Raw genomic sequence first — 15,306 nt, forward strand, 5'->3', positions numbered from 1 at the left:
CCTCTCAGAGCTTGATCTCGATGTCAACGCCGGCCGGAAGGTCCAGGCGCATCAGCGAGTCAACGGTCTTGGGGGTCGGGTCGAGGATGTCGATCAGGCGCTTGTGCGTGCGCATCTCGAAGTGCTCGCGCGAGTCCTTGTACTTGTGCGGCGACTTGATGACGCAGTACACGTTCTTCTCAGTGGGCAGCGGCACCGGGCCCGCGACCGACGCACCAGTGCGCGTCACCGTCTCGACGATCTTCTTCGCCGAGGAATCGATGACCTCGTGGTCGTAGGCCTTGAGCCGGATGCGGATCTTCTGTCCCGCCATGGCTACTCCGTAGTCCTGTCTGTATGTGGAAACGCTCTGGCTCCCGGCCGGCTGCGAGATCGGGTCCCGCAGTCTTTCCTCCGACCCACGCGGTCGGGCGTGTCGCACTCCCTCTACAGAAAATTCCCATACGGAAATTCCCTCTCCAAGGGGGTGCGGTCCCAAGACCGCGCGTCGGGGGAGAAACACCCGCCGAGTGCCTGGTGTGCACCGTGCTGACACTTCCCAGAAGATTCCCGTACGTCCGTCCCCATTGCTGCCCCGAAAGGCAGATTAAGGACGACGAGTACTGTGGGACTCGCTTCCGGTCCTCCCGGCGGGAGGCGCGCAGCATCGGCACTCAACCGAGCAACTTGAGTAGTCTGCCATACGAGACACGTACCTGGCCAATCGGGCGGAAGAGAATACCCCGCCGCGCGGACACGTCAAACTGCGGCGCGCGGCGGTTCTCCCTGGCGGGGCCGCTGATCAGCTTCGGGTGAGGGTCCGGCAGCCGCCGTCGGATCCGTCGTTGACGGGCTTGGACCGGTCGTACGGGTCCACCGGCGTTCCGGACGGCTCGGGTCCGCCGGCGTCCGGGTCGGAGAAGAACGACGGGTGCAGGTAGCCGTCGTACCGGTCACAGGAGCTGTTGGCGAGGTCGACGTTGTACTCGTCGATCCACAGCTTGCCGGGCGTCCCCTCCCACTTGCGCCGGTCGACCGCGCTGAACGAGCCCTCCCGCCGCACGATCGTCCGCGCGACGTCCTCCGGATTGCCCTTGAGCTTCACGAAGGGGTAGACGAAGGAGTAGTCGAACTTCACCGACGCCTGGCCGGGCTCCTTCCCCGCCTCCACCCACATCCGGCCCCGGACCTTGACCACGTCGCCGACGGGCTTGAGCTCCGCCGGGTCGTACCGGGTGAACAGGTTCAGCGGATCGCGCTCGGCGCTGGGCCGCGCGTAGGCCTCGGTCATGTCCTTGGACGTCCGGTCGTCCCGGGGATCCAGCAGGGACATCGCCCCGGCCGGCCACTGTCCCCGCAGGACGGCCGGGTCCAGGTTGGCCGCGGTCAGGAACTCCTTGGCCTTCGCCAGCGCGTCCGCGACCTCCTCCTTCGACACCCCGCCGACCGACTGCGCCTGCGGTACCTCGATCCCCGCGGCCCCGTCGGCCCACTGGGCGGCCGGCGAGCCCCGGAACGGCTCCCTCAGCGTCGGCCGGTCCGGGTACCGGTCCTCGGGGGCCCCGGTGGGCCGTACGGACTCCGCGGGCAGCGGAGCGGCGTTCCTGGCCTCCTCACGGGACTGCGCCTTCCCCGTGACCCGGTCGATGACCAGCTCCGGCCGCAGCGCGACCAGGGCCAGCCCCGCGATCAGCACCACGGCCCCCGCGGCCTTGAGCCGCCGCTTGCCCCTCCCCCGGCCCTCCATCTCCTGCCACGCGGGACCGGTCCGCCAGCCCGGCGGCTGCGCCGGGGCCGGGGTCCGCCTGCGCCCGAACCTCCCGCGCGCCGACCTCTCCCGCTCCGCGTCCTCGCGCCGCAGCCGCTCCGTCACCATCCGCGCCCTCGCGGACGGCTCCTGGGGGGCGTCCCCGCGCTCCCCCGCGGCCTGGTCGGCGAACCGGGCCCACTCCTCGTCGGATATGCCCGCCCCGCCGTCGTCCCGCTGCCCCATGCCTGTCCCACCCCGAGCCGTCCCCGCGCCCCTTACGGCGCCCTTACGCTGCGGAGCCTCTCACACGCCACCGACACCCCCCACGGGCCCTCCCACCGCCCTCACGGAGGATGACCGCCATGCACGAGGTCTTCCGCTACCGCTTCCTCCACGCCGGCGCGGGCCTGGCCGCCGACCTGAGCGCCGGCGCGTACGGGACCGACACCGTCCCGCGCTCCCCCGGCCTCCAGATCCACCGCGGGCTGCGCCTGCGGCTGCCCGCGGACCGCGCCCTCCACTGGAAGGACGCGGCCTGGCTCGCCTTCGGGGCGTCGCTGCACGCCGAGCGGCTCGCCGCGGACGGAGTCCTGGTCCTCGACGTGGACGCGCTCACGTACCCGCACGCCCACTTCCGCTCGGAGGCCGCCGCCCTCGCCCTCGACGGCTGGATCCACCGCCGCTTCGGACTCCCCGCGTGCGGCGCCTCGGTGTCGTACGACGGGCCCTCGCGCCGCTTCGCCTTCACCTGGCCGGACGGGGTCACGCCCTTCGCCGACGCCCCCCTGCCACCGCTCCCGCCCGAGTGAGCCCCCACGGAGCTCCCCGGGCACGCAGAAGGGCCCCTCCCCGCCGCCGGAGCGGTGGGAAGGGGCCCTTCCGTCAAACATGGTGCCCGCTCGCGCGAGCTACCAGGTCAGAGCACGAAATTACTTCGTGATCTTGGTGACCTGGCCGGCGCCGACGGTACGACCACCCTCACGGATGGCGAACTTCAGGCCCTCCTCCATGGCGACCGGCTGAATCAGCGAGACCGTCATGTCGGTGTTGTCGCCCGGCATGACCATCTCGGTGCCCTCGGGGAGGGTCACGACGCCGGTCACGTCCGTGGTACGGAAGTAGAACTGCGGGCGGTAGTTGTTGAAGAACGGGGTGTGACGACCACCCTCGTCCTTCGACAGGATGTACGCGGCGGCCTCGAACTCGGTGTGCGGCGTGACCGAACCGGGCTTGATGATGACCTGGCCGCGCTCGACGTCCTCGCGCTTGATGCCACGGAGGAGCAGACCGACGTTCTCGCCGGCCTGGCCCTCGTCGAGCAGCTTGCGGAACATCTCGATGCCGGTGACCGTGGTGGTGGTCTTCTCGGTCTTGATGCCGATGATGTCGACGGTCTCGTTGACCTTGAGGACACCACGCTCGATACGACCGGTGACGACGGTGCCACGACCGGTGATCGTGAAGACGTCCTCGACGGGCATCAGGAACGGCTTGTCGGTGTCACGCGGCGGGGTCGGGATCGCCTCGTCGACGGCGTCCATCAGGCCGAGGAGCTTGTCGCCCCACTCCTTGTCGCCCTCGAGCGCCTTGAGCGCCGAGACCTGGACGACCGGCAGGTCGTCGCCCGGGAAGTCGTACTCGGAGAGGAGCTCACGCACCTCGAGCTCGACGAGCTCCAGGATCTCCTCGTCGTCCACCATGTCGGCCTTGTTCAGGGCGACGACGATGTACGGAACGCCGACCTGGCGGGCCAGGAGCACGTGCTCCTTGGTCTGCGGCATCGGGCCGTCGGTGGCGGCGACCACGAGGATGGCACCGTCCATCTGCGCGGCACCGGTGATCATGTTCTTGATGTAGTCCGCGTGACCCGGGCAGTCGACGTGGGCGTAGTGACGCGCCTCGGTCTGGTACTCGACGTGCGCGATCGAGATGGTGATACCGCGCTGGCGCTCCTCAGGAGCCTTGTCGATCTGATCGAAGGCCGAAGCCGCGTTCAGGTCCGGGTACTTGTCGTGCAGCACCTTGGTAATGGCGGCCGTGAGGGTCGTCTTACCGTGGTCAATGTGACCGATGGTGCCGATGTTGACGTGCGGCTTAGTCCGCTCGAACTTCGCCTTCGCCACGGGGGTCCTCCTGAGAGTGGTTCTGTACGCCTTGAATCATCGGCGCCAGGTGATCTTTGCTGGATAGCCGGTTCCCCCGGGGCAACGGGAGGGTTGCTCCTGTTACCCCAGAGGCTCCGGTGGCAAGCCTAAAGCGTGTACTCGGAAGAGTTACTCGCCCTTGGCCTTCGCGATGATCTCCTCAGCGACGTTCCGGGGAACCTCGGCGTAGGAGTCGAACTGCATCGAGTAGCTGGCGCGACCCGAGGTCTTGCTGCGGAGGTCTCCGACGTAGCCGAACATCTCCGAAAGCGGCACGAGGCCCTTGACGATCTTGGCTCCGTGACGGTCCTCCATGGCCTGGATCTGGCCACGGCGGGAGTTGATGTCACCGATGACGTCGCCCATGGACTCCTCCGGCGTGGTGACCTCGACGGCCATCATCGGCTCGAGGAGCACGGGAGAAGCCTTGCGCGCGGCCTCCTTGAAGGCCTGCGAACCGGCGATCTTGAAGGCGAGCTCGGAGGAGTCGACCTCGTGGTAGCCACCGTCGAGAAGAATGACGCGAACGCCGGTCATCTCGTAGCCGGCCAGGATGCCGAACTGCATGGCTTCCTGCGCACCGGCGTCGACCGAAGGAATGTACTCCCTCGGGATGCGGCCACCGGTGACCTTGTTCACGAACTCGTACGCCGGACCGTCGGCCTCGGTGATGGGCTCGATCGCGATCTGCACCTTGGCGAACTGACCGGTACCACCGGTCTGCTTCTTGTGGGTGTAGTCGTGACGCTCGACCGACTTGCGGATGGTCTCGCGGTACGCGACCTGCGGCTTGCCGACGTTGGCCTCGACCTTGAACTCGCGCTTCATACGGTCGACCAGCACCTCGAGGTGCAGCTCGCCCATACCGCCGAGGATGGTCTGGCCCGTCTCCTCGTCCGAGTGAACGTGGAAGGAGGGGTCCTCCTCCGCGAGACGCTGGATGGCGACACCCAGCTTCTCCTGGTCACCCTTGGACTTGGGCTCGATGGCGACCTGGATGACCGGAGCCGGGAAGTCCATGGACTCCAGGATCACGGGTGCCTTGTCGTCACACAGCGTCTCACCGGTGGTGGTCTGCTTCAGGCCCATGACGGCGACGATGTCGCCGGCGCCCACCGCATCGATCTCTTCACGCTTGTTGGCGTGCATGCGGTAGATCTTGCCGATGCGCTCCTTCTTGCCCTTCACGGAGTTCAGCACCGCGGTGCCGGTCTCCAGGCGGCCCGAGTAAACCCGGACGAAGGTGAGCTTACCGAGGTGCGGGTCGCTCATGATCTTGAACGCGAGCGCCGCGAGGGGCTCCTCGTCCGAAGGCTTGCGCTTCACGACGACCTCGGCGTCCTTGACGTCGTGGCCTTCGATGGCCTCGATGTCCAGGGGGGAGGGCAGGTAGCGCACGACGGCGTCGAGCAGGGGCTGGACGCCCTTGTTCTTGAACGCCGTACCGCAGAACACCGCGGTGATCGTGGCTTCGCCCTTGCCCTTGCCGGAGCCGAGGATGATGCGACGCACGGCGGCGTGCAGCTGCTCCTCGGTGGGCTCGATGCCCTCGAGGAAGAGCTCCATCATCTCTTCGTCGTTCTCCGCGACCTGCTCCACGAGCGTGGCGCGCCATTCCTCGGCGGCCTCGGTGTGGGAGGCGGGGATGTCGACGACGTCGTACATCTCGCCCTTGGTCGCCTCGGCGGACCAGACGAGCGCCTTCATGCGGACGAGGTCGACGACACCCTGGAAGTCGGCCTCGGCACCGATGGGGAGCTGCATGACGATCGGAACCGCACCGAGGCGGTCCTTGATCATCTCGACGCAGCGGTGGAACTCGGCACCCGTGCGGTCGAGCTTGTTGACGAAGCAGATGCGCGGAACGCCGTAGCGGTCCGCCTGACGCCAAACGGTCTCGGACTGCGGCTCGACGCCGGCCACACCGTCGAACACGGTGACGGCGCCGTCGAGGACGCGGAGCGAACGCTCCACCTCGACGGTGAAGTCGACGTGACCCGGGGTGTCGATGATGTTGATGGTGTGGTCAACATCTTCGAGCGGCCAGTGGCAGGTGGTGGCGGCAGACGTGATGGTGATACCACGCTCCTGCTCCTGCTCCATCCAGTCCATCGTGGCGGCGCCGTCGTGGACCTCACCGATCTTGTACGACACACCGGTGTAGAACAGGATGCGCTCGGTGGTGGTCGTCTTGCCCGCGTCGATGTGGGCCATGATCCCGATGTTGCGGACCTTGGCCAGGTCAAGCGAAGTGGTAGCCATAAGGCTTCGGTCTTCTCTCGGTCTCGATGTGGGGTGGGACTACCAGCGGTAGTGCGCGAAGGCCTTGTTGGACTCGGCCATCTTGTGCGTGTCCTCGCGCTTCTTGACGGCAGCGCCAAGACCGTTGGAGGCGTCGAGCAGCTCGTTCATGAGGCGCTCGGTCATGGTCTTCTCACGACGGGCGCGGGAGTAACCCACGAGCCAGCGGAGCGCCAGGGTCGACTGGCGACCCGGCTTGACCTCGACGGGGACCTGGTAGGTCGCGCCACCGACACGGCGGGACTTGACCTCGAGGGACGGCTTGACGTTCTCCAGCGCGCGCTTCAGCGTGATGACCGGGTCGTTGCCGGTCTTCTCGCGGAGGCCTTCCATGGCGCCGTAGACGATGCGCTCGGCGGTGGAGCGCTTGCCGTTCAGGAGGATCTTGTTGATGAGCGACGTCACCAGAGGAGATGCGTAGACCGGGTCGATGATGACCGGGCGCTTCGGGGCGGGGCCCTTACGAGGCATTCTTACTTCTCCTTCTTGGCGCCGTAGCGGCTGCGGGCCTGCTTGCGGTTCTTGACAGCCTGGGTGTCAAGCGCACCGCGGATGATCTTGTAACGAACACCCGGCAGGTCCTTCACACGGCCACCACGCACGAGCACGATCGAGTGCTCCTGCAGGTTGTGTCCCTCACCCGGAATGTAAGCGGTGACCTCGATGCCGGAGGTCAGACGCACACGCGCGACCTTACGCAGCGCCGAGTTCGGCTTCTTCGGGGTGGTCGTGAACACACGCGTGCAGACGCCACGACGCTGGGGCGAAGCCTCAAGCGCGGGGGTCTTTGTCTTCTCGACCTTGTCCTGCCGGCCCTTACGGACCAGCTGCTGGATCGTAGGCACTACTTCTCCGGTTTCTGTGTGCCGTGTAGTGAAGCTAACCTGGAACTTTGCCGACCCACGCGGTCGGGTGTGTCGGATCCGGCGGACCTCCGCGCAAGCACGGAAACGCATGGATCGCGGTGGCCGATGCGGGCTCGCGTGCGGTTGATGGACACGCACAGGAGCCCAGGCACACCCCAGGCACAAGGTCTGAGCGTACCTACCGCATCCACTCCGGTCAAAACATAAGCCCCGCCGCCACAGCCCGCACACCTCCACAGGTCAGGCGCCGCACGGGCATTCGCCCTCCGGGGCGGGGCGGACGTGCGGACCGGGCACCGGCGTGGTAGGGCGGGCCAACTACACTGCCAGCGAATCCCAGCGAGTCAGTCCAAACGCAGCCCAACACCGTACGAGCGCCAGGAGCAGGACATTGGGGACCGCCACCTCGGAGCCGAAGACGGCCGGAAGTCCGCCTCGCGACGACGTACGGAGTCCCTCGCCCCCCCGGCGCGGCCGCCTGGCCCGCCTCTACGGCCCCCTGCTGGCGTTCCTCGTCACCTCGGGCGCCTTCTGCGCGGCCTGGGTCGCCCGCGGCACGTACCCCTTCGGCACCACCGGCCGGGCCATCAACGACCAGGCCAACCAGTACGTGCCCTTCCACCGCGCCCTCTGGGACCTGGTCCACGGCCAGGCCGCCGGCGACCTCCTGTTCACCTGGCGCGGGGGCTTCGGCCAGCAGTTCCTGTCCGACTACTACACGTACCTCGGCAACCCGTTCTCCTGGCTGGCCGTGCTCGTCCCGCGCGAGCACGTGGACCTGGCCGTCTTCGCGGTCACCCCGGTCACGATGGGCACCGCCGCCGCCCTGATGACCGTGTACCTCGGCAAGCTCCACCCCGGCCCGTGGTGGCAGCGGGGGGTGCTCGGGGCGACGTACGGGCTGTGCGGCTGGGCGCTGAGCGACGCCTCGTACGTCCCGATGTGGCTGTGGGGCCTGGTCGCCCTCCCGCTGCTCGGCATCGCCGTCGAGTGGTGCCTGGAGGGGCGCCGCTGGCCCGGGGTGGCCCTGCTGGTCGCCCTCGCCTGGTTCGGCAACTTCTACACCGCGATGATGGCCACCATGGCCGCCTGCGTGCTCCTGGCCATCCGCCTGGCCACCCTGGAGCTGACCGGCGCGCAGCGGCTGCGGGCACTGGCCCGGGCGGCCACGGCGGCCGCGACGGGCATCCTGCTGACCCTGCCCCTGCTCCTGCCGTCGTTCCTGTCCAGCGGGGCGGCGCAGCCCACCAAGGCGGGCGCGTTCGACCCCGTGCGCATCGAGGTCTTCCTCGCCGGCATGCTCCCGGCGACGCACCTGTGGGGCGGCCGGCCCCGGCTCTACGTCGCCTCCCTCGGCCTGATCCTGGCCGCGACCTTCCTCTTCAACACGGCCATCGCGAAGCGGACCCGGCTGGTGTGGGCGGCCGCGACCCTGCTCGTGCTCGTCTCCTTCCAGTTCCCGCCGACCCAGTACGTGTGGCACGGGCTCGCCGTCCCGAACGGCAATCCGTACCGCGAGGCCTTCGTCTTCAGCGGCATGGTCGTGGTCCTGGCCTGGCTGGCCCTGGCCCACCGGCCGCGGCCGCTCCACCTGGCGGCGGCCGCCGCGCTGCTGGTCGTGGCCGCCTTCGTACTCCGCAAGACCGACGACTTCGGCGGCTGGACCTGGCCGGCCGTGCTCGGCGGCGGCGCCGTCTCGCTGCTGGCCCTGGTCCTCCTCGGGCTGGGGCGCGCCGAGAAGCGCCGGTTCCTGGTCCCGGTGGCCGCCGCCCTGATGGTCGCCGTCGTCTTCGCCGAGTCCGCCGTCGCCGCGGCCAACGCCGACGCCCGGCGGGCCCGCGAGCGCTGGGCGAAGCCGGCCACGACCTCCGGCGAGTCGATCACCCGCCACTTCGAGGCCGTCCGCGGGGTCGACGGGTGGCCCGCCTACCGGACCGATTCGGGCGCACCGCAGACCTCGTACAACGACGCCCTCGCCCTCCGGGGGCAGGGTCCGCAGTACTACAGCAGCTACCTCCCGGAGGCCACGTACCGGGCCCTGGAACCCCTCGGGTACGGCTACAAGAACGACGGCCGGACCTTCTTCGGCGCCGACAACCCGGTGCTCGACGCGATCTTCTCGATCGGCGCCCGCGTCCGCCCGGGCGGCTCCCCCGGCTCGTGGACCGGTGCGAAGTTCCCCGCTCCCCCGCTGGTCACCGTCCGCCCCGGCCCGCCGTTCACCTCCCCCAACCCCACGGACAGCGTCTACGCCCGCCAGGAGAACGTCCTGGGCTCGGCCGTCTACCAGGTCCCCGAGGTCACCTCCGGCGGCACCGCCACCGCGCAGACGTACACCGCCCTCTGCACCCCCGGCTCCGAGGCCTACTGGTACTCCCCCGAGCTCTACGGGACCCTGCGCAGCGGCGACCTGCACCGCCCCCTGGAGGACCGCACGAGCGGCGTCCTCCCCCTGGGCACGGTCCCGGCGTCGGGCCGGGTCGAGGTGGCCGTGGACACCCGCACCGAGGGCGCCACGGCCGGCGCCCACCCCGTCGGCTGCCTCGACCGCGGCCGGCTCGACACCGCCGTCCGGCAGCTGACGGCCACCGGCGCCACCTCCGTCGACGCGAGCGGCCACGGCATCGAGGCCACCCTGCCGCCCGGCGCCACCGGCACCGCCGTCTTCGCCATGACGGCCGTCCCGGGCTGGCAGTGCTCCGCCCCGCTGCGCGAGTTCCACGGCCTGGTCGCCGTGGACCTGGCCCCGGGCACGGACGAGGTCTCCTGCACCTTCACCCCGAAGGGCCTCACCCCGGGCCTGGCGGCCGCCGCCCTGGCCCTCCTGACCCTCCTCTCGGTCACCACCACCACCCACCTCCGCCGCCGTACACGGCAAGTCGGCTAATTCCCCGTTTCGACGCCTTCCGGCCCCGGTGTTCAGTACATTTGCCGCCTTGATCACCGGGGCGGGGGCGACTGAAGATGATCTTGGGGCATCTGGCAGGCGGCGGGGGATTCGACGACCGCGTGCCTTTCCTCGCCCGGCTGGAGGATGCGGACGGCACTGAGTTACGGGCCCTGGGCCGTGAGCTGATCTATCCGCCTCGCACCCCGCTGCTCCACCAAGACGAGCCCACGGCCCACGTCCTGCTGATCCTCACGGGCTGGACCAAGGTCACGGCCGTCTATCCCAACGGCTACCAGGCCCTGCTGGCCCTTCGCGGTCCCGGCGACATCATCGGAGAATCCGCAGCGCTGACCCGCCGGCCCCGTTCCGCATCCGTGACTGCCCTGGAACGGGTTCGTGCAGTGGTCATCGAGTACGAGGCATTCCGTGGCTTTCTCGCCGCCTGCCCCGCGGCCGCCCTTCAACTTCTCGCTCTCACCGCAGACCGCCAGCGCACCGGGGACCGGCGCCGCCTTGAGTTCGCGGCGCTGAACGTACGCGAACGACTCGCCGTCCTGCTGTTGGAGCTGGCCCAGCTGCACGGCCGCCGCACTGCGGAGGGGGTCGAACTCTCCGTGCCCCTGACCAAGCAGGAACTGGCTGGGGCCGTGGGCGCATCCCGCGAGATGGTTCAGCGGCAGCTGAAGGACCTCCGCGACCGCGGCGTCGTCCGCACGGGTCGCCGCGCACTGGTGGTCGCCCGCCCGGACGTGCTGCGCCGTATCGCCCGTTCACAGCCACCGGCCTACTGAGCCAGGACCTGTCTTCAGTGCACCCGGTCACACTCCGAGTGCGTCATCCTCCCTCACGGCGCCCGCCCGCGCCGGTGCACGCTCGTGTCCATGCCCCAGACACCCCCCTTGCCCCGGACCATGCTGCTCATCGACACCGAGCGATTCAGCGACCGCGACGACGTGCAGCAGGCCTACCTGCGCCGAATGCTCTTCGGCATGGTCGACCGCGTCCTGCTCGCCGACGGCGTGGACCACACGCTGCGGCTGCGCGCCGATCGTGGCGACGCCGTGATGGAGCTGATCGACCCCTCCGTCCCCCTCACCACGCTGCTCCGCTCGTTACTCATCGACGTCCCCGCCGAGCTGCGTTCCGTGAACCGGTTGGCGTCCAGCTCGGCCCAGATCCGGTTGCGGACCGTCCTGGCCACCGGGTACGTCGCGGTGGACGAATACGACGGCTGGGTTGGCACGGACCTCAACCAGGCCTGCCGGCTGCTCGACGCCGAGCTGCTGCGGGCGGCGCTGCGCGAACGTGGCGACGACTATGCCCTCTGCGTATCCGAGTCGGTCCACGCGGGGATCGTGCGCCACCAGCACACCGGCATCCCGGCGGAGGAGTTCAACCGGATGACGGTGCCCAGCAAGAACGGACCCCTGACTGCCTGGCTCCACGGTCCGCTCCCGAAGCACAGCCCGGCTCCCGAGCCCGTGCAACAACGGCCTGCTGATCCCGCACCTGCGCCCCAGCCCGCTCCTCCGGGCGGGATCGAGTTCCGTGGTACCAACCACGGCGCGGTAGCCAACCAAATCACCGGCGGAATCACCTTCGGCGGCCCTGGTGAGCGACGGTGAGCGAACAGACACCGGGACCGGAAGGCCAGCCGGCCGCGTCAGCCGGACCACCGGAGTCGCAGCCGACGGCAGAACCCGAGCAGCCGGCCCAGGAGCCCTGGGCCGCCCGCCGGGACCTGGTTGCCCACACCCCTCCGTCGATGGCCTTCCGCGGCATCAACCACGGAGTCACCGCCCAACAGGTCATAGGCGACGTCATCGCCGGCGGAAAGACCGAGATCCACTACAACTTCGGGGGCTTCAGCGGCAGCCAGGTAGCCGGCGAGATCCCCGCCGAGACCTTGGAGCGGCTGGCCGAAGAATTCGTCCAGGAAGGCACTGGCTTCGCCGTTCTGCTGGAGAGGCTGCGAAACGAACACGTCCTCGTCCTGACTGGTGATCCCTTCACCGGCCGCCGCACCGCAGCCCTGATGCTTCTGCACCACCTCGGCGCCACCCCGGTGCGCGCAATGGACCGGGATATAAGGCCCGGCGACCTGAGCCGCCAGTTCAGTTCACAGAGTGAGGCCCGGGGGCACCTGCTGTGCGATCTCGAGATCTCGCGTGAGCAGCCCCTGCGGGAAGCACACCTGCTTGCGCTGCGGAGCCTTCTGCGGGAACAGAACGCCTACCTCGTGATCACCACAGGTCACAGCCCGTACGTCGAGAACACCATCGACCTGGCTGCCTGGAGGGCTCCCACACCGGAAGCGGTGCTCTCGGCCCTCCTGCTCAAACGAACTGACGCGGCGAGTACCGCCAAGCTGCTTGCCCTGCCGGACGTCACCGCGTTCCTGTCCCGCGAGAACCAGATCCGCGAGGTGGTCCAGTACGCCGCCGTCCTCGTACAGGCGGATGAGGAACAGATCAAGGAGTATCCCTTGATCGCTCTCGAGCGACAGGTCCAGGAATGGTTCGAAGAAGCCGAGACCCCGGTCCGGCTACGGGAGAAGGCGTTCCTGATCGCGCTGGCCGCCTTCGACAACGGACCGTACGCGCTGATCGCCGAGCTGAGCGACACCCTGTACAGCGCACTCCGGAGCACCGGCGACGAGACGTACCAAGAGCCGATCCCGGTCTTCGGCACGCACATCGCGAAACGCCTCCAAAGCGCGCGGGCTCGGCGTTACACCGCCGACGAGCAGACGGAGTGGGGGCCGGTCACGCAAACCAAAGCGGCCTTCAAGGATGACCGTGTCGCCCCGGTACTGCTCCGTGAAGTCTGGACCGGGCACCCGGCGGCCCGGCCCGCACTGATCAAGTGGCTCGACACCCTCGCCACCGACGGCCGCCCGTTCGTACGTACCCGGGCTGCCGCCACCGTGGCCGTCCTTGCCTTCACCGACCTTCCCTCGACCATGGCGTTGATCGTCGAACGCTGGGCGGGCGCGAAGGAGTCCCGGCGCCAGCTGACGGCGGTGAGCGCCCTCACCCTCGCCCACAGGATCGGTGCTCCGAACATCCCACAGATCATCGACGGCTGGAGCACCGACGACCAAGACCCCAAGCGTTGTTGGGTCGCCGTCCGCGCTTTAGGCCTGATCGGCCCCGAGCGCCCGTTGGAATCCCTCACCGCTCTGCGTGCGCAGGCCCGTCACCAGTACGAGAAGAAGCTGACGCAGTCCCGCACGGGGGCGGGCGACCAGCAGGTCACAGCCGAACTCCCGCAGTCTGTCGCCCTGCTGCTGCTCTCGCCGGCGGGCGGAACGGTGCTCACCGAGCTGCTACCCGCCCTCGACGGCCACCCCTCATCCCGCGCCCTTGCCCTGGAGGGCTTCCTCACCGCCTGCCAAAGGTTCGAACACGCTGCGTGCCCGCCCCTGCTCGACTGGGCCACTCGATCCCCTTCGGCCGCCGACGGTGTCGCCCGACTGCTGCGCGCCGCGGTCAATGACCGCACGACCAACGAGCGTGCCGAGAACGTGCTGCGCGGCTGGGTCCGGACCGCCGACAAGGACGCCGGTACCGCACGCGCCCTCATGCAGCTGCTTCCCTCACTAGCCGCTGGACCTCGCGACGCCGCGCGGCTGGACCACCTCCTCGACACCGTGTCCGGTATCGACGGACAGCCCAAACCAGCAGTCGCAGCCCAGCTCCGCGACTCGCTCGCGCACGTCTGACAGGAGGCCTGATCATGGACAACCCGCTGTCCCGCTCCGCCGACTGGGACCAGCAGGCGGACCGCCACACCCGGCTGGCCGACCCGGTCGTCACCGTTCGCCAGATAGGCGGTCTCGGCCTGCCCGGCAGAACTCCCACCCGGATCGATCACTCCCTCGTCTACACCACTCAGCGCGGCGGGTTCGAGGTCTTCCTTCCGCCCAACCGGCCCCGCCGACTCAGGCGGCGCTACACCGCGGTGTACGAGGTGGACATGGGTATTCACCCTGTACGGACCACCATGGCCTTGCCCAGCGCCAACGACGCCCACGAGTTCGAGGTGGGTGTGGAGTTCGACTGGCAGGTCTCCGATCCGGCCCAGTTCGTCCGCAGCGGTCACCGCGATGTGCCCCGTCTGCTGCTCGGCGAACTGGAACAGCTGGCGCGGCCCGTCACCCGGCGCTTCCACATCGCCGACAGCGCAGAAGCCGAGGCCGAGGTGCTGGCCGTCGTGCGGCATTGCAAGCCCCTGGGCGAAGAAGCCGGACTGCGCGTCCTGTGGACGGTACGGCTGCGCCGCGACGAGGACAACGTCGCCCACGCCCGGCGTCTCCAGGCCATCGATCACGCGGCCACCGAGGAGATCCGGACCGAGCGCTGGAGTGCCCGCTCCGACCAGGAGAAGGCAGCACGAGTCCACGCCCAGCACGAGCAGCGGCTGGAGCTCCAGGAGTACGAGGCCCGTCGGATCGCCTTTTACCGCGAGTACCTGATGCGGGGCGGCATCGACGCGTGGGCCATGCACCTGGCACAGCACCCGGAGGACTCCGCAAAGGCCCTGAGCCACCTGCGCCAAGAGCAGCGGGAACGGCTTCAGGCCCAGATGGCCCTGATCAAAGAGATGCTGACCAAGGCAGGCACGGAGCCCTTCGAGTTGGAGGGTCCGAGGCGACTCGCGATGGAGGCCTTCAGCGCCGTCTTCGGGCAGCACGTCCCGGCGGATCCTGTACCGACAGATCCGGACACCGGGGTGGATCCGGCCGCACCCGCGACCGTCCCCTCCACGACGCCCACTCCGGCTGCAACCCTCCCCACCTGGGAGCCGCCGCCCGTACCGCCCGTATCGGTCCCCACGCCGGACTCAGCCCGATGAACGACACCGAGGACGACGGCCCGGCCAATCAGGTCGCCACCCACCTTCTCACCGAGGTCCGTGTAGAGATCGCACGCGCCGACACCAAGGCTTCCCTGCTCGTCGGAGCCCTAGGCATGACCGCCGGGGGGCTGTGCGCCCAGCTCGCCGCCCACCGTTGGGAGCCTGCCTCGCTTTCCGCCTCCGCGCAGATCCTTTGGTGGTCAAGTGCCGTGGCCTTCGCCCTGGCCCTGGCCGCCTTGCTGCTCTCCGTCGTGCCCCGCTCCCTGCGCTCCGCCTGGCGGGGGGACACCCCTCTCTCCTACTTCGGCAACATCCACTCCGCCGTACAGCAGGGCCGTCTGTCCGAGGCCCTCTCCCACACCGGCCGCGACCCGGGCGCGGCACTTCGCGCGGCCTTGGCCGCGAACAGCCAGATCGCGGTCCGCAAACACCAGTGGATTCGGGCCGGCCTGCTGGCTTACGGCTCCGGTGTGGTGCTGCTCCCCGCTGCCCTGCTAGTCGGCTGACCACTTGCTC

13 protein-coding genes are annotated in these 15,306 nt (G+C 69.1%); 7 read left to right on the plus strand and 6 right to left on the minus strand.

What is annotated here, in order from left to right; translation table 11 throughout:
- Positions 1-4: 4 nt before the first annotated feature.
- On the minus strand, positions 5-313 hold the full coding sequence (rpsJ, locus tag ABZZ17_RS02280; protein WP_003948644.1) for a 30S ribosomal protein S10: 309 nt from the start codon (positions 311-313) through the stop codon (positions 5-7).
- 468 nt (positions 314-781) lie between these two features.
- Positions 782-1,972 carry a hypothetical protein gene (locus ABZZ17_RS02285; RefSeq protein ID WP_356871010.1) on the minus strand — a complete coding sequence of 397 codons (1,191 nt, stop codon included), beginning with the start codon at positions 1,970-1,972 and terminating at the stop codon, positions 782-784.
- A 119-nt stretch (positions 1,973-2,091) separates the two neighbouring features.
- Between ABZZ17_RS02285 and ABZZ17_RS02290 the strand changes: the two genes are divergently transcribed.
- Positions 2,092-2,538, plus strand: a complete 447-nt coding sequence (locus ABZZ17_RS02290) for a hypothetical protein (protein WP_356871012.1) — start codon at positions 2,092-2,094, stop codon at positions 2,536-2,538.
- A 120-nt stretch (positions 2,539-2,658) separates the two neighbouring features.
- Here ABZZ17_RS02290 and tuf read toward each other — a convergent pair whose 3' ends face one another.
- From tuf to rpsL, 4 genes are all read right to left on the minus strand, one after another.
- Positions 2,659-3,852, minus strand: coding sequence for an elongation factor Tu (gene tuf / locus ABZZ17_RS02295; RefSeq protein WP_356871014.1), 1,194 nt, complete (start codon positions 3,850-3,852; stop codon positions 2,659-2,661).
- Positions 3,853-4,002: 150 nt separating this feature from the next.
- Positions 4,003-6,135 (minus strand): elongation factor G, encoded by a 2,133-nt coding sequence (fusA, locus tag ABZZ17_RS02300; RefSeq protein WP_356871016.1) that lies wholly within the window; start codon positions 6,133-6,135, stop codon positions 4,003-4,005.
- Between the two features lie 39 nt (positions 6,136-6,174).
- A complete protein-coding gene (rpsG, locus tag ABZZ17_RS02305) occupies positions 6,175-6,645 on the minus strand; it encodes a 30S ribosomal protein S7 (protein WP_007265894.1) in 471 nt (156 codons plus the stop codon).
- 2 nt (positions 6,646-6,647) lie between these two features.
- Entirely contained in the window at positions 6,648-7,019 is a 372-nt protein-coding gene (gene rpsL / locus ABZZ17_RS02310; RefSeq protein WP_007265893.1) for a 30S ribosomal protein S12, read from the minus strand.
- Between the two features lie 412 nt (positions 7,020-7,431).
- Here rpsL and ABZZ17_RS02315 point away from each other — a divergent pair, with 412 nt between their 5' ends.
- The 6 genes from ABZZ17_RS02315 to ABZZ17_RS02340 all read left to right on the plus strand — a co-directional run bounded on the left by ABZZ17_RS02315 (position 7,432) and on the right by ABZZ17_RS02340 (position 15,296).
- Positions 7,432-9,927 carry a YfhO family protein gene (locus ABZZ17_RS02315; protein WP_356871018.1) on the plus strand — a complete coding sequence of 832 codons (2,496 nt, stop codon included), beginning with the start codon at positions 7,432-7,434 and terminating at the stop codon, positions 9,925-9,927.
- 77 nt (positions 9,928-10,004) lie between these two features.
- The gene (locus ABZZ17_RS02320) at positions 10,005-10,721 is read left to right on the plus strand and encodes a Crp/Fnr family transcriptional regulator (protein WP_356871020.1); all 717 of its coding nucleotides are present in this window, start codon (positions 10,005-10,007) and stop codon (positions 10,719-10,721) included.
- A 90-nt stretch (positions 10,722-10,811) separates the two neighbouring features.
- Positions 10,812-11,555 carry a hypothetical protein gene (locus tag ABZZ17_RS02325; protein ID WP_356871022.1) on the plus strand — a complete coding sequence of 248 codons (744 nt, stop codon included), beginning with the start codon at positions 10,812-10,814 and terminating at the stop codon, positions 11,553-11,555.
- A gap of 140 nt (positions 11,556-11,695) precedes the next feature.
- Positions 11,696-13,654 carry a hypothetical protein gene (locus ABZZ17_RS02330; protein WP_356871024.1) on the plus strand — a complete coding sequence of 653 codons (1,959 nt, stop codon included), beginning with the start codon at positions 11,696-11,698 and terminating at the stop codon, positions 13,652-13,654.
- A gap of 14 nt (positions 13,655-13,668) precedes the next feature.
- Entirely contained in the window at positions 13,669-14,787 is a 1,119-nt protein-coding gene (locus ABZZ17_RS02335; RefSeq protein WP_356871026.1) for a hypothetical protein, read from the plus strand.
- The gene (locus ABZZ17_RS02340; RefSeq protein WP_356871028.1) at positions 14,784-15,296 is read left to right on the plus strand and encodes a Pycsar system effector family protein; all 513 of its coding nucleotides are present in this window, start codon (positions 14,784-14,786) and stop codon (positions 15,294-15,296) included. The genes ABZZ17_RS02335 and ABZZ17_RS02340 overlap by 4 nt, the downstream gene beginning before the upstream one ends.
- Positions 15,297-15,306 lie beyond the last annotated feature (10 nt).

The sequence above is a fragment of the Streptomyces sp. NPDC006512 genome (assembly GCF_040611935.1).
Classification (GTDB): Bacteria; Actinomycetota; Actinomycetes; order Streptomycetales; family Streptomycetaceae; genus Streptomyces.

Coding starts and splice junctions, on each gene's coding strand:
- ABZZ17_RS02290 (WP_356871012.1), top strand. CDS start 2,092: ATGCACGAGGTCTTCCGCTACCGCTTCCTCCACGCCGGCGCGGGCCTG.
- ABZZ17_RS02320 (WP_356871020.1), top strand. CDS start 10,005: ATGATCTTGGGGCATCTGGCAGGCGGCGGGGGATTCGACGACCGCGTG.
- rpsG (WP_007265894.1), bottom strand. CDS start 6,645: ATGCCTCGTAAGGGCCCCGCCCCGAAGCGCCCGGTCATCATCGACCCG.
- ABZZ17_RS02325 (WP_356871022.1), top strand. CDS start 10,812: ATGCCCCAGACACCCCCCTTGCCCCGGACCATGCTGCTCATCGACACC.
- ABZZ17_RS02335 (WP_356871026.1), top strand. CDS start 13,669: ATGGACAACCCGCTGTCCCGCTCCGCCGACTGGGACCAGCAGGCGGAC.
- rpsJ (WP_003948644.1), bottom strand. CDS start 313: ATGGCGGGACAGAAGATCCGCATCCGGCTCAAGGCCTACGACCACGAG.
- fusA (WP_356871016.1), bottom strand. CDS start 6,135: ATGGCTACCACTTCGCTTGACCTGGCCAAGGTCCGCAACATCGGGATC.
- ABZZ17_RS02330 (WP_356871024.1), top strand. CDS start 11,696: ATGGCCTTCCGCGGCATCAACCACGGAGTCACCGCCCAACAGGTCATA.
- ABZZ17_RS02285 (WP_356871010.1), bottom strand. CDS start 1,972: ATGGGGCAGCGGGACGACGGCGGGGCGGGCATATCCGACGAGGAGTGG.
- ABZZ17_RS02340 (WP_356871028.1), top strand. CDS start 14,784: ATGAACGACACCGAGGACGACGGCCCGGCCAATCAGGTCGCCACCCAC.